Here is a 13324-nt window from a genome sequence, read left to right as displayed (position 1 = left end):
GCAGCGACCGACCGACGAGGGAAGAACGGGCGAAAAAGCCCCAAAACCCGCGGCGACGAAGTCGACGCCAAAAGCACTGTCATTCGCGCTCGTCCGCGGCTTTGCCGTTGCGGCGCAGGAAGAGCAGGACGAGCCCTGCCAGCACGACCACTCCGACACCCGCGCCGACGATCAAGCCGGTGTTCGAGCCGCCCTCTTCGGTGCTGTCGGCAACGACTGCCTCGACCGTGTAGAACGGCCAGTAGCCCGAGCCGCCGTACAGGATGCCGTTCTCCTCGGGGATCGACGTGATCTTGGCGATCCGGTCCTTGCGGTAGCCCTCGAGGTCGTTCGGGTAGTAGAGCGCGATCACCGGGGCGTCGGTGTAGAGCCGCTCCTCCATCTGCTTGATGAGCGCGGCCCGCTTCGGCCGGTCGAGCTCCTTCAGTTGCTGCTGGTAGAGCTGCTCGAACTGCGGGTCGCAGTAGAACGACTCGGTCCCGCCGCCCTCGCCGGACGCGGTCGGGCGCCGGCTGCACAGGTGCGTCGCGAGCACCTCTTCGGGGTCCGGGTTGACCGACCAGCCGCTGACCGCGATGTCGAACAGCGCCGTCGTACCGGTCTCCTCGGTGAACTTGCTGGAGTCCAGCCGCTTGGTGGTCAGCGTGATGCCGAGCTCCTTGAACCAGCCGGTCAGGTACTCGGCGAGCTTGTCCTCGATCGGGGTGTCGGTGTGGATGCTGAACCGGAACTGCAGCTTGCGGGACCCGTCCGGCATCGTCCGGATGCCATCGGCACCCTTCTTGTAGCCTGCGGCATCGAGAATCTGGTTGGCCTTGGTCAGGTCGAACGAGATCTTCTGGGCCCCCTCGGCCTGCCAGAAGAAGTCCTTGTACATCGGCGGCACGATCGACCCGTCGGCCGGCTTGGCCAGCCCGTTCTGCACCTCGTCGACCAGCTTCTGCTTGTCGATCGCGTAGTGCAGCGCCTGCCGGACCTTCGGGTCCTTCAGCGCCGGGTGCCCGTCACCGATCGGCTTGTCGTCGCTCGTGGTCGCGCCGTGGTTGATCTGCAGGTACGACGACCGCCGGCCCTCGTTGTTCCACTGGACGATGTTCTCGTCGCCCTTGATCGCCTCGAAGTCCGGCGGCGCGAGCCGGCCGAGCAGGTCGATGTCACCCTTCTTCAGCCCGACCACCGCGGCCGCCGGGTTGTCGTAGAAGATCACCTGCAGCTCGTCGATCTTCGGCGCACCCCGCCAGTACTCGGGGTTGGCCTTCAGCTTCACGTACTGGTCCTTCTTGTGCTCGACCGCGACGTACGGGCCACTCGTCACCGCGGGGTACGTCTCGGCGTCGTACTTGGAAATGTCGCCGACCTTCTCCCAAACGTGCTTGGGCATGATCGGCGACGGGTTCTCCAGCATCGAGGCCTGCGGCGTCTTGAGCTTGATCGTCAGGTCCTGGCCGGACGCCGTGACGCTGGCGAAGTTCTCCACCGCCGGCCCGTTCGCGGTCTTCGCGCCGTCGTCGGTCATCATCTTGTTGAACGTCCAGGCCGCGTCCTCGGCGGTGATCGGCTGCCCGTCGGACCACTTGCCCGCCCGGATCTTGAACGTCCAGGTCAGCCCGTCCGGCGAGGTGGTCCAGGACTCGGCCAGGTCCGGGCTCGGCTGCAGCGTCTTGGCGTCCGGCACGGTGAGGTACCCGTACATCCAGCGGTGGATCGACGTGGACACCAGCCGCACCGCGAGGAACGGGTTCATCGAGTCCATCGACTGCGTCGCGCCGACCCGCACGACCCTGGGCTTGTCCGGTTCCGCCGCCTGCGCCGGCGCCGTCCCCACTGCCAGCAGCGCCACTGCTGCCAACCCCGCGAACCATTTCCTCATCAAGCCACGCACCTCTCACCCGAGCGCCGTTTAGAGAGAAAACCACACCAGTTCGCAGGTTCATGTCAACGATTTACGGATTTCGTTCCCGAAGAGTTTCGGTGATCCGTCATGGAAGCCGTGACAGCGTTCTGCCGGCACGGATGCCGATACTGCTGCTACCACCGAACGAGAGAAGGCCCGGATGTCAGCGACCGTGCTCTACATGTCCATGTCCCTCGACGGTTTCGTCGCCGGGCCGAACGAGACCCGCGCGAACGGTCTCGGCGACGGCGGCGACCGCCTGCACGCCTGGGGCGCGCTCGAACCCCGCGACCGGCAGCACGCGGGCGATCGGGCGGTGATCGACGACTTCATGACCACCGGCGCGGTCCTGGCCGGCCGCGGCACCTTCGAGCCGGCCGACGGCTGGGGCGGCGACCACCACGACGGCGTACAGATCTTCATCCTCAGCCGGCACGCGGCGCCCGCCGAGTTCGCCCACTGGCCGAACGTCCACTACGTCGACGACCTCGAGCACGCCGTCACCGAGGCGAAGAAGGCCGCCGGCGACAAGAACGTGATGGTCCACGGCGCCGGCCTGACCCAGCGCCTGCTCGCCGCCGGCCTGCTCGACGAGCTCCAGATCCACCTCGTCCCCGTCCTGCTCGGCCAGGGCCGCCGCCTCTTCGACGACCTCGGCCCCGAGCACGTCGAACTCACCCCGGCCGAGGTCGTCCAGGGCCACGAAGCGACCCACCTGCGCTACCGCGTCGTACGGTAGTGAGCCTCTACCGCTTGGCGTTGCGTGACCAGCTGAAGCAGTAGACGCCGAAGCAGGCCAGCCCGACGGCCATGATCGTCAGCAGGACGGCGCCGAAGGGCTGGTCCTTGATCGTGCGCATCGCGGTGTCCAGACCGCCGGCCTTCGACGGGTCGTAGTCGATCGCGGCCCAGGCGAACAGCGCGCCGACGATGAAGAACGCGACGCCCTTCGCCGCGTAACCGACGCGGCCGAGCTTGATCGTGGTGCTGGAGACCCCACCGGTCAGGTCCTCGGTGAACTTCTTCGTGTACGCCTTGTACAGCTGGCGAACGCCGACCCCGATGATCACCAGTCCGACCAGGACGACGAGCACGCGGCCGGCACCGTTCTCCATCAGCTTGGCGGTCATCGACTGCTGGCCGCCGCTGCTGCCGGCGCCCGACCCGACGGCCACCCTGATGGCGCTGATCCCAAGCACCAGGTACATGCCGAGCCGGCCGGCCGAGGACACCTTCTTCTCGGTGTCCAGGTGCCCGTACGCGAGCTCGAGCGCCTTCCAGATCACCAGCGCGAACAGGCCCAGCGCCACGATCCACAGCAACACGGTGCCGAGCGGCTTGTCGGCGAGCTCCTGCAGCGCGCCCGACTGGGACGCTTCCTCCGACGACTTGCCCCAGGCGAGCTGGAGCGCGATCCACGCGACCAGCAGGTACACGACGCCGTACGCGATCAACCCCACAGTGATCGCGTGGCCGTACACCCGGCTGTTCTGGGCCTGACTGGCGGTTCTCATCCTGCTCCTCACGACGTGGCTGGCGGTCCCCGTCCTTCGGATCCCGTACCCAGTCGCAAACGATCAGGCCGAGACCGGCGCGCTCGCCTCGCGGTCGGCTTCCTCGACGTCGCCGTACTCACCAGCCCGTACGGCGCGACGCCCGAGCGTCCACACGTACACGAAGAACGCGACCTCGACCACGATGCCGATACCGACCCGTACGGCGGTCGGCAGCGGCGACGGGGTGACGAACGCTTCGATCATGCCGGTGATCAGCAGGATCACCGCCAGGCCGATCGCCATCCCGACGGTCGCGCGACCGGTCTGGGCCAGTGCCTGCATGCGGGTCCGTGGCCCGGGTGCGATCCAGGACCAGCCGAGGCGAAGCCCGGCAGCCGACGCGACGAAGACGGCGGTGAGCTCGAGCAGGCCGTGCGGCGTGATCAGGCCGAAGAAGACGTCGCCCTTGTCGTGGCCGATCATCACGCCGGCGCTGACGCCGAGGTTGGTCGCGTTGCTCCACAGCACGAAGGCGACCGGCACGATCAGCACGCCGATCGCCAGCACGGCGGCGCAGATGGTCGCGTTGTTGATCCAGACCCGCAGCGCGAAGTCCTGCGCCGGGTTCTCGGAGTAGTACGACGCGAAGTCCTTGTCGACCAGCTGCTGGATCGCCGCCGGCGGCGCGACCGAGCCGAGGACGTCCGGCTGGGCGAGGATCCGCCAGGCGACCCAGGCGGCGACCAGGTAGAACAGCAGGCCGATCGTGAGCCACCAGCGCCGCGACACGTAGAGCGCGGCGGGGAAGCTGACCAGGAAGTACCGGGAGATGTCACGCCAGACCGGGGCCTGCGCACCGGTGACCGCGCCGCGGGCGTCGGCGATCAGGCCGGAGAGGCGACCGACGGTGACAGGATCGGCACCGGCGGCGCGCAGCGCGGCCATGTGCGTGCCGACGCGCTGGTAGAGCTGCACCAGCTCCTCGGCCTCCGCACCGGTCAGCCGGCGCTGACGGCGGGTGAGCACGGCCAGGCGGTCCCACTGCGGCTGGTGGACCGACACGTACGCCTCGACGTCCATCCCCCCGCCTTTCGGTCGACTGCTCTGCCCGAGTGTCCCGCATTCCGGGGTCGGATGACCTGCGATGGGCGACACTAGTGGCCTGCGAGTTGTGGGAGGCGGCGAGGGTGACTCAGCTGGTCACGGGGGAAGCGGTGGTCCTCCAGGTGCGGATCGCCCGGATGCCGACCCGGGCGCTGGCGTGCGCGATCGACTTCACGCTGCAGGTGATCGTGCTGATCGTGCTGTTCCTGACGCTGTTCGGGTTCCTGCTCGGCGGGGCGAGCGAGGCGCTCGGCGTCGCGCTGGTGTTCGTCGTACTGCTGCTGGTGCTGGTCGGCTACCGGGTCGTGATGGAGACGCTGACCCGCGGCAGGACGATCGGCAAGATGCTGCTGGGTCTGCGCGTGGTCCGCGACGACGGGTCGTCGATTCGCTTCCGGCACGCGCTGGTGCGGTCGCTGCTGTGGATCTTCGTCGACTTCGCCCCGTGGTTCGCCGCCGGGCCGGGCATCGTCGCGAGCCTGATGAACAAGCAGGGCAAGCGCATCGGCGACATGGTCGCCGGTACGGTCGTCATCCGCGAACGCCACCAGCCGATGGCGTCACCGCCGCTGTTCGTCCCCGGGCACCTCGTCCAGTGGGCCCAGTCGCTGGAGCTCTCCCGCCTCTCCGACGACCTCGCCAACACCTCCCGCGAGTACCTGGCCCGCTACAGGGAGTTCGAGCCCGCCGCCCAGATCGCCCTGGGCGACGCCCTCGCCTTCAAGGTCGGCGGTCTCACGGCCCCCGCGCCGCCAGTACCCATCAGCTCGCCGGCCTTTCTGTCCGCCGTACTGGCGGAACGCCGTCGCCGTGAGCTGGACCGGTTGGCAGCCCATCGCCCGCTGGCGCACACCGGACCCTTTGCCCCGCCCAGTCCTTATACACAGCATCCACCGGCGTACAGCGGCCCACCAGCAGCCGTCGTACCTCCGCCAGTTCAACCTCGCGGCGAGCAGGTGAACCCTCACGGCTGGCACGCCCCTGGGAGTGGCGAGTCCGGCCAGTGGTTCTAGTCTTGCGACCATGTCGCAGCTCGGAATTGACTGGACCGGTTGGCTTCAGCGGTGGGACGACCAGCAGGCCGGCTACCTTCCCGACCGCGAGGACCAGTTCGCGGTGATGCTCGAGATCGTCGAGCGCCTCGCCGGTACGCCGGAACGCTTCGTCGACCTCGCCTGCGGCCCCGGCTCGATCTCCGCCCGCGCGACCGCCCGGTTCCCGGACGCCGCGATCACCGGCGTCGACCTCGACCCGTTCCTGCTCGAGATCGCCCGGCACGCCGTCGCCTCCAACCGGGTCCGCTTCGCCGAGGCCGACCTGCGCGCGCCCGGCTGGGACGCCGTACTGGGTGATCAGCCCGTCGACGCCATCTGCTCAGCGACCGCTCTGCACTGGCTCGACCCCGCCGAACTCACCACGCTCGCCAAGACCCTGGCCGAGCGGATCCGCCCCGGCGGCGTCTTCCTCAACGCCGACACGATGCGCCTCGGCCCGACCGAGGTCCCCCGCCTGGACGCCCTCGCCGTCGAGCTGCGCGACAAGATCTGGTCGACCTCGCACGCGAACGGCGTCGAGGACTGGGAGACCTGGTGGAAGGCCGCCGACGCCGAGCCCGCCTTCACCGACCTGCTCGCCCGGCGCGAGCAACGCTTCGAGGACCGCCACAAGGGTCGGGACATCACGCTCACCGACACCGTCGACGCCTTCCGCGCGGCCGGTTTCGCGGAGGTCGCCGTGCTCGGCCAGGTCGCCGACAAGCACCTCTTCGCCGCGATCCGATGAGCGGCCACGGCTACGACCTGTTGTGCTCGCGCGCCGTCGAGACGTTGGAGTTGCGCGCCTTCCTGCGCGACACCTTCGCGGTCGCCGAGGCAGACCTCTTCGTCGCCTCCGCCGATCGCGTCGAGGCCGAGCTGCAGCACGTGCCGCAGGACATCGTGTTCGCCACCTTCTGCACCTTCGAACCCGTGCGGGGCCACTTCGCCACCACCCTCACGGTCGGCATCGACTCCGACCGGGCCCGGCACATCGACCACGCGACCTTCGCCACGAGCTTCGCCGCCCACTTCCAGGCAATGGTCCTGTACGGCACCACCGAACCACTCGACCTGTGGACGGTGGTCCTGGCCGACGGCACGCGCCTGGTCGCCGCCCTCGACGAGGACGACGACCGCTTCACGCTCACCGAGGCGACGGCCGCCGTACCGGATCTCCCCGAGGTCGCCGTGAACGGAAAACTGTGGCCCTGAGCAACTACCTTCGGCCGGTGAGCCTCGCGTAGTAGGCGCGAGCCTCCTGCGTGCGGCCGGCGCCCAGGACACGGAGCGCCTCGGCCAGCTCGGGGTACGCCTTGTCCAGCAGTTGCGCCGCACCCTCCAGCTCCGACGCCGACGCCAGATCACGCAGCAGCGACTGGACGATCGCGACCGGATCGGTCGCCTCCTGCGGGCCTTCCCGACCAGGATCGAGCGTCAGCGTCGTCTGCTTCGCCGCACGCACCTCGTCGAGCCGGCGTTCCCGCTCGGCCGCCGGAGTCGCGTCCCACCCCGGCTCCCCGACCATCGCCTCCAGCTGCAGCACCCGCGACAGCACGGCCGGGTTGCTGATCTTGGCGCGCTGTCCGGACATCAGCTGTGACAGCATCGGCGCGGACAGGCCGAGCACGCCGGCGAGCTGTGCCTGCGACAGTGCGAGCCGGTCGAGCAACCGCCGGAAGCGGGCACCCAGCGGTTCGCCGTACCACTGCTGCTGGAGCTCGAGGTTGCGCTCGTGCGCGTCGCTCACCACACCTCCGGATTACTGTTTGCAAATTGCGAATGCAAACGGTACGTTCCTCCTTGTCACCGCCCGCATCCCCTGGAGAACCTCATGATACGACGGACCTCGGCCCTCGCGGCCCTGACGGCCCTGACCGCCGCGTTAACGTTCGTGAACGCCGTCCCGGCGGCCGCGGAGGGCGAGCTGTCACCGGTGATGGTGGTGCTCGACTCATCCGGCTCGATGACCGCCCGGGACGCCGGCGGCAGCGGGACGCGGATGGACGCCGCCAAGCGCGCCGTCGGCTCGATGGTCGACGGGCTGCCCGCCGAGGCCCAGGTCGGCCTCGCGATCTACGGCGCCGGCACCGGATCGAGCGGCAGCGAGAAGGCGGCCGGCTGCAAGGACGTCCGCGTCGTCCAGCCGGTCGGCGCGGTGAACAAGCCGGCTCTGAAGAGCGCCGTCGCCGCGACCAAGGCCAGCGGCTACACGCCGATCGGCCAAGCCCTCCGTACGGCGGCCGCCCAGCTGCCGAAGGAAGGCCAGCGCTCGGTCGTGCTCGTCTCCGACGGTGAGGACACCTGCGCGCCGCCGCAGCCCTGCGAGGTCGCGAAGGAGCTGCACCAGCAAGGCGTCGACCTGCACGTGCACACGATCGGCTTCCGGGTCGACGCGAAGGCCCGCGCCCAGCTGGCCTGCATCGCGCAGAACACCGGCGGCACGTACCACGACGCCGCCGACGCCGACTCACTGCTCGGCGTCCTGGGCCGGGTGACCGAGCGCGCCCTGCGGCACTACGAGCCGACCGGGAAGCCGGTCACCGGGACCGGCGACCCGTTCACGGCGCCCACGGTCGCCCCGGGGCAGTACCTGGACACCATCGACCCGGTCGAGGAACGCTTCTACGCCGCCGACCTGAAGGCCGGCGACACGGCGTACTTCGCGGCGACCACGGTCTTTCCGCGCGGCAACCCGCGGGACATCGAGGTCGTCGACATCGAGATCACCGGCCCGAACGGCGCCGACTGCTACCAGTCGCAGCGCGAGCTGGACACCCGGGCCCGGGACGGCGGATCGCTCACCACGGTGCTGAGCTGGAACGGCACGGTCGCGGGATCGTCCAAGCCGAAGGGCTGCAGCGTGCCGGGCAAGTACGTGTTCCGCGTGACCCGCGACGCCCGCGGCGGCGGCACCGACCGGGTGCCGGTCGAGCTGCAACTGCGGATCGAGCCGCCCGTCACCGGCGACCGGGGTGAGCAGGCGCAGACCAGCCTGGTCGACTTCGCCCAGCAGCCGGCCGGTGGGGTCCAGGCGGTCCGCGGTGGCGGCTCGTTCAACGAGGCGACGACGCTCGGCGGCGGTGGCCGGTACGGCGAGACGATCTACTACGGCGAGCAGCTGTTCTACCGGGTCAAGCTCGATTGGGGTCAGGGCCTGGCGTACCGGGTCACGTTCGCCGGGCGGCCGGACGGCGCGACCACGAACATCCGGACCAGTCTGTTCAGCCCGGTGCGGGCCGAGATCAGGTTCGACAGCACGGCGTACACAGGAACCACGGATGTCCTGCCGAGCAACGGCAAGCCGATGGCGACCCCGCGCGTGGTCTACCTGAACCGGAACGCGAACAACTCCGACCTCCGCAAGTCCAGCGTCGACGGCTGGTACTACATCGTCGCCAGCCTCGGCGTACCCTCCGGCGACGCTCCCGCCGGTGGTGTCCCGCTCACGATCGACGTCGCCGTCGCGGGTGAGAAGGTCGCCGGGCCCGAGTACGGCGCCACCGCCGGCGAGACGCCGACCGAGTCCCCGTCGGCGACCCCCACCACGGAGTCGACTCCGACCTCCGGCACCACCACGGAGGCCACCCCGCCGACCCCGCCCACCGACAACTCCTCGTCCAACCTCCCCTGGATCATCACCGGCGCGGCGATCCTCGTCGCCCTGGCGACCCTGCTCACCGCCCTGCTCCTCCGCCGCCGCAAGCCGGTCGCCCCGCCGGCGTACCCGCAGAACCCCGGCTACCCGCAGAACCCTGGGCACCCTCGGCCCCCGGCCGGCCCCAACAACCCCGGCGGGCAGCCGCCGTACGGCCCTAGGCCCTGATCCACCGGTAAGCACTTCCCTGCTGACGGCACTCCACCCGAGTGCCGTCAGCAGTCGTCTCCTGACTCCCCGCTTCCTGCCACCCACACGCCCCACCCAAGGTCACCGCCGCATTGGGCACCCGAGTCACCGGCCCGGTCGGCACCACCGGCGGCGTCTCCGACGCAGTCCGGCTCGGCGTCGGTGACGGACCAGCCGAAGACTCCCCCGACGAAGGCGTCCCCCGGTCAGGCCGCCCCTCCAGCAACAACCCGGCTCCCACACCCGCCACCACCAACGCCCCCACCACCCCAACCAGCACCCGCCGCCTCCCCCACGACGAAGCAGCCCCACCCCGCGCAGCCCCGCGCGCCCCTACCCCGGCAGCAACCACCCGCCCAGCCTCCGCCCGCCGCGCACCTGACCCAGGGTGGTCGCCCGCATCCGACCCCACACCTGTTCCAGCCGCCGTGCCCTCAGGCGACCCAGCCACCGACTCGTACGACGTACCAGGCTGGGCGTCCCCACGCGGCGCACCTGCTGCCGGGTCGGCATCAGCACCCGGCGCACCTGCTGACGGGTGAGCGCTCGGACCCGGCCCACCTCCTCCCGGGTGGGCGTCCACACCCAGCGCACCCGCTGACGGGCGAGCGCTCGCACTCGGCCCACCTCCTCCCGGGTGGGCGTCCACACCCAGCACACCCGCTCTCGGGCCGGCATCAGCACCCGGCGCACCTGCTAGCCGGTGGACGTCCGCACCCAGCGCGCCCGCTCCCCGGTGGACGTCCGCACCCAGTGCACCCGCTCCCCGGTGGGCGTCCGTACCCGTGGGAGTCTCCGGGCGTGGCTCCGCGTCTGCTTCTGCGGGTGTGGGAGCTGTGAGTTGCTGATACCCGGCGGGGATGGGTGGGAGCTGGTCGAAGACCTCGATCGGTTCCTCGTCCGGCGTTCGGGCTGGAGTTTCGAGGGGCTGGGACAGCACGGGCGCGAGGGCTGCCAGGGCCGACTCGGCGGACGGGCGGTCAGCGGGGTCGGCTGCCAGGAGGGGCTTGATCACCTGCCAGAGCGGGGTGGGAACAGTAGGCGCGGGCAACGGATGCGTGGTGGGTGGCTCCTGGCCGGTGAGGAGTTGCCACGCGGTGACTCCTGCGGCGTACAGGTCCTGAGCAACAGCGGGTGGCTCACCGGCGAGCGTTTCCGGTGCGAGGTAGCCGGGGGTACCGATCAGTGCGCCTTGGTGGGTGAGGCGGGGCTCGCCGAGGGACAACGCGATGCCGAAGTCGCTCAGGCGGAGGACCGGGGGCTGGGTGCCGGTGGCTTCCAGCAGGAGGTTGGCGGGCTTGATGTCGCGGTGGACCAGCCCGGCGGCGTGCACCTGGACCAGAGCACCGAGCAGTTGCGCGAGCAACTCGGCGGCGTACCGGTCCGGGAGCCCGCCGAAGTCGGCGAGCAGGTTGCTGACGGCGCCGCCGCCGACCAGATCCATCGCGAGCAATGCCTGGTCGTCGTCAGCGGCCCAGCTGTACGGGCTCAGGATGTTGGGGTGATCGAGCCGCAACCCCTGCTCGCGGACGAAGCGCAGCAGCGCGCCGGCATGCCGCTGGCGCAAGACCTTGGCCGCGCAGAAGCGTTCTAGGCGGCGGTCCCACGCGCGCCACACCGTTCCGGTGCCGCCCGAGCCGATCGGGTCGATCAGTTCGAACCGTCCGGCGAACACGTCGGCCACCAGCGGTCCTCCTCTCACCCCGAACAGCGCGAAGGCGCCCCACCCTAATGGGTGAGGCGCCGACGCGAGCTACCTGTACGGCGTACCGAACCGGGAACTCAGTAGCGGTAGTGGTCCGACTTGTACGGGCCCTCGACCGGGAGGCCCAGGTACTCGGCCTGCTCCTTGGAGAGCTCGGTGAGCTTCACGCCGAGCGCGCCGAGGTGCAGGCGGGCGACCATCTCGTCGAGGTGCTTGGGCAGCACGTAGACGTCGGTCGGGTACTCGGTGGTCTTCACGTACAGCTCGATCTGCGCCAGCACCTGGTTGGTGAAGGAGTTCGACATCACGAACGACGGGTGCCCGGTCGCGTTGCCGAGGTTCAGCAGGCGACCCTCGGACAGGATGATCACGGTGTGACCGTCGGCGAAGCGGAACTCGTCGACCTGCGGCTTGATGGTGACCCGCTCGACGCCGGCGGTCTTGTACAGACCGGCCATGTCGATCTCGTTGTCGAAGTGGCCGATGTTGCCGACGATGGCCTGGTGCTTCATCTGCGCCATGTGGTCGGCGGTGATGACGTCCTTGTTACCGGTCGTGGTGACGAAGATGTCGGCGATCCCGACGACGTCCTCGAGCGTGGTGACCTGGTAGCCGTCCATCGCGGCCTGCAGCGCGCAGATCGGGTCGATCTCGGTCACGATGACCCGAGCGCCCTGGCCACGCAGCGACTCCGCACAGCCCTTGCCGACGTCACCGTAGCCGGCCACGACCGCGACCTTGCCGCCGATCAGGACGTCGGTGGCGCGGTTGATGCCGTCGATCAGCGAGTGGCGGCAGCCGTACTTGTTGTCGAACTTCGACTTGGTGACCGAGTCGTTGACGTTGATCGCCGGGAACAGCAGCGAACCGGCCTTGTGCATCTCGTACAGCCGGTGCACGCCGGTGGTGGTCTCCTCGGTGACACCCTTGATGCCCTGACCGATGGTGGTCCACAGCTGCGGGTCCTCGGTCAGCGTGCGGGTCAGCACGGACAGGACGACGGCGTACTCCTCGGACTCCGCCGTCGACGGGTCCGGTACGGCGCCGGCCTTCTCGAACTCGGTGCCCTTGTGGACCAGCATGGTCGCGTCGCCACCGTCGTCGAGGATCATGTTCGGACCCTCACCGCCCGGCCACTTCAGCGCCTGCTCGGTGCACCACCAGTACTCCTCCAGCGTCTCGCCCTTCCAGGCGAAGACCGGGACACCGGCGGGGGCGTCGGCCGTACCGTCGGTACCGACGACGACCGCGGCGGCCGCGTGGTCCTGGGTGGAGAAGATGTTGCAGGAGACCCAGCGCACCTCGGCGCCGAGCGCCGTCAGCGTCTCGATCAGCACGGCGGTCTGGATGGTCATGTGCAGCGAGCCCATGATCTTCGCGCCGGCCAGCGGCTTGCTCTCGCCGTACTGGGCGCGCATCGCCATCAGACCCGGCATCTCGTGCTCGGCGAGGCGGATCTCCTTGCGACCGAACTCGGCCAGTCCGAGGTCTGCCACCTTGTAGTCGAACGTCATACGGTGCCGCTCCCTGAGGGTGTCGGTTGGTGAAGTCTTCGCGGCTGAATCTAGCGGCTCCGACACCCTGGGTGAGGTACCGGGTCGCCGTTCCTGACAGCTAAATGTCAAGATATCGGCATGCGCATCACCGAGGCCGCCAAACTGCTGGGCACCACCGCGCGGATGCTGCGCTACCGCGAGACCCTCGGCCTGCTCCCCAGAACCCGAACCAGCCGTACGGCCCAGCGCCAGTACGACGACCGCGACCTGGCCGCCGTCAAGCTCGCCCTGGAGCTGGAGCACCGGTACGACGTCACGCCGGCCGCCCTCGCCTTCGCCCTGAAAGCCCTGGCCGAACCATCAGTAGCCGCCGACCTCAGAAACCTCGGCTACCGCACCGGCCGGCTGACGACACCCCCAAGCCCTGCCGAAATCGACCGCGAGCGGGCCTTGCGCTGGCTGGGCCGCTCCGGAGTACTGCCACCCCCAGCCCACCGCCCTCGCTGACGGAGGAAAGGAGGGGGAAGGGGAAGGGAGCGGCGCGCCCCGAGCGCCAGGCTCCGCCGGCGTCCGCTCCCCGCTCACCACCGCAGCGCGGCACCCGGCCCCCGGCCCCTCCGCCTTCACCACAGCGCGGCACCCGGCCCCTCCGCCTTCACCACAGCGCGGCACCCGGCCCCTCCGCCTTCACCACAGCGCGGCACCCGGCCCCTCCGCTTTCACCACAGCGCGGCACCCGGCCCCTCCG

Annotated in this window: 12 protein-coding genes; 6 read left to right on the top strand and 6 right to left on the bottom strand. The window is 69.9% G+C overall.

What is annotated here, in order from left to right; translation table 11 throughout:
• Window positions 1–79: 79 nt before the first annotated feature.
• The gene (locus tag ACLQ2O_RS41870; protein ID WP_425843466.1) at window positions 80–1870 is read right to left on the bottom strand and encodes an ABC transporter substrate-binding protein; all 1791 of its coding nucleotides are present in this window, start codon (window positions 1868–1870) and stop codon (window positions 80–82) included.
• 184 nt (window positions 1871–2054) lie between these two features.
• Here ACLQ2O_RS41870 and ACLQ2O_RS41865 point away from each other — a divergent pair, with 184 nt between their 5' ends.
• Window positions 2055–2633 carry a dihydrofolate reductase family protein gene (locus tag ACLQ2O_RS41865; protein ID WP_425843464.1) on the top strand — a complete coding sequence of 193 codons (579 nt, stop codon included), beginning with the start codon at window positions 2055–2057 and terminating at the stop codon, window positions 2631–2633.
• A gap of 7 nt (window positions 2634–2640) precedes the next feature.
• Here the strand turns inward: ACLQ2O_RS41865 and ACLQ2O_RS41860 are convergent, their stop codons facing one another.
• Entirely contained in the window at window positions 2641–3408 is a 768-nt protein-coding gene (locus tag ACLQ2O_RS41860) for a DUF1206 domain-containing protein (protein WP_425843462.1), read from the bottom strand.
• A gap of 63 nt (window positions 3409–3471) precedes the next feature.
• Entirely contained in the window at window positions 3472–4470 is a 999-nt protein-coding gene (locus ACLQ2O_RS41855) for a stage II sporulation protein M (protein ID WP_425843460.1), read from the bottom strand.
• Between the two features lie 107 nt (window positions 4471–4577).
• Here ACLQ2O_RS41855 and ACLQ2O_RS41850 point away from each other — a divergent pair, with 107 nt between their 5' ends.
• From ACLQ2O_RS41850 to ACLQ2O_RS41840, 3 genes are read left to right on the top strand one after another with little or no spacing between them, the layout of a single operon-like run.
• Window positions 4578–5507, top strand: coding sequence for an RDD family protein (locus ACLQ2O_RS41850; protein ID WP_425843458.1), 930 nt, complete (start codon window positions 4578–4580; stop codon window positions 5505–5507).
• Between the two features lie 10 nt (window positions 5508–5517).
• Window positions 5518–6276, top strand: a complete 759-nt coding sequence (locus ACLQ2O_RS41845; RefSeq protein WP_425843456.1) for a class I SAM-dependent methyltransferase — start codon at window positions 5518–5520, stop codon at window positions 6274–6276.
• Complete coding sequence (locus ACLQ2O_RS41840; RefSeq protein WP_425843454.1) at window positions 6273–6743, top strand: hypothetical protein; 471 nt, start codon at window positions 6273–6275, stop codon at window positions 6741–6743. Before ACLQ2O_RS41845 ends, ACLQ2O_RS41840 begins: the two co-directional genes overlap by 4 nt.
• A gap of 4 nt (window positions 6744–6747) precedes the next feature.
• Here the strand turns inward: ACLQ2O_RS41840 and ACLQ2O_RS41835 are convergent, their stop codons facing one another.
• Window positions 6748–7278, bottom strand: coding sequence for a helix-turn-helix domain-containing protein (locus ACLQ2O_RS41835; protein ID WP_425843452.1), 531 nt, complete (start codon window positions 7276–7278; stop codon window positions 6748–6750).
• A gap of 84 nt (window positions 7279–7362) precedes the next feature.
• Here ACLQ2O_RS41835 and ACLQ2O_RS41830 point away from each other — a divergent pair, with 84 nt between their 5' ends.
• A complete protein-coding gene (locus ACLQ2O_RS41830; protein ID WP_425843450.1) occupies window positions 7363–9354 on the top strand; it encodes a vWA domain-containing protein in 1992 nt (663 codons plus the stop codon).
• Here ACLQ2O_RS41830 and ACLQ2O_RS41825 read toward each other — a convergent pair.
• Together ACLQ2O_RS41825 and ahcY are read right to left on the bottom strand one after the other, a co-directional pair.
• Entirely contained in the window at window positions 9344–11059 is a 1716-nt protein-coding gene (locus ACLQ2O_RS41825; protein WP_425843448.1) for a protein kinase domain-containing protein, read from the bottom strand. The genes ACLQ2O_RS41830 and ACLQ2O_RS41825 overlap by 11 nt on opposite strands.
• Window positions 11060–11157: 98 nt before the next feature.
• Window positions 11158–12594 (bottom strand): adenosylhomocysteinase, encoded by a 1437-nt coding sequence (gene ahcY / locus ACLQ2O_RS41820; protein WP_425843446.1) that lies wholly within the window; start codon window positions 12592–12594, stop codon window positions 11158–11160.
• Between the two features lie 120 nt (window positions 12595–12714).
• On the opposite strand from ahcY, the gene ACLQ2O_RS41815 reads away from it, so the two are divergent.
• On the top strand, window positions 12715–13083 hold the full coding sequence (locus ACLQ2O_RS41815) for a MerR family transcriptional regulator (RefSeq protein ID WP_184803961.1): 369 nt from the start codon (window positions 12715–12717) through the stop codon (window positions 13081–13083).
• Window positions 13084–13324: the final 241 nt, after the last annotated feature.

Origin of the sequence: Kribbella sp. DT2 (genome assembly GCF_049844575.1) — a bacterium.
Classification (GTDB): Bacteria; Actinomycetota; Actinomycetes; order Propionibacteriales; family Kribbellaceae; genus Kribbella.
The sequence above is the reverse complement of the archived record's forward strand: the minus strand, read 5'-3'. Positions and strand labels throughout refer to the sequence as shown.

Coding starts and splice junctions, on each gene's coding strand:
- ACLQ2O_RS41860 (WP_425843462.1), bottom strand. CDS start 3,408: ATGAGAACCGCCAGTCAGGCCCAGAACAGCCGGGTGTACGGCCACGCG.
- ACLQ2O_RS41830 (WP_425843450.1), top strand. CDS start 7,363: ATGATACGACGGACCTCGGCCCTCGCGGCCCTGACGGCCCTGACCGCC.
- ACLQ2O_RS41840 (WP_425843454.1), top strand. CDS start 6,273: ATGAGCGGCCACGGCTACGACCTGTTGTGCTCGCGCGCCGTCGAGACG.
- ahcY (WP_425843446.1), bottom strand. CDS start 12,594: ATGACGTTCGACTACAAGGTGGCAGACCTCGGACTGGCCGAGTTCGGT.
- ACLQ2O_RS41855 (WP_425843460.1), bottom strand. CDS start 4,470: ATGGACGTCGAGGCGTACGTGTCGGTCCACCAGCCGCAGTGGGACCGC.
- ACLQ2O_RS41865 (WP_425843464.1), top strand. CDS start 2,055: ATGTCAGCGACCGTGCTCTACATGTCCATGTCCCTCGACGGTTTCGTC.
- ACLQ2O_RS41845 (WP_425843456.1), top strand. CDS start 5,518: ATGTCGCAGCTCGGAATTGACTGGACCGGTTGGCTTCAGCGGTGGGAC.
- ACLQ2O_RS41870 (WP_425843466.1), bottom strand. CDS start 1,870: ATGAGGAAATGGTTCGCGGGGTTGGCAGCAGTGGCGCTGCTGGCAGTG.
- ACLQ2O_RS41815 (WP_184803961.1), top strand. CDS start 12,715: ATGCGCATCACCGAGGCCGCCAAACTGCTGGGCACCACCGCGCGGATG.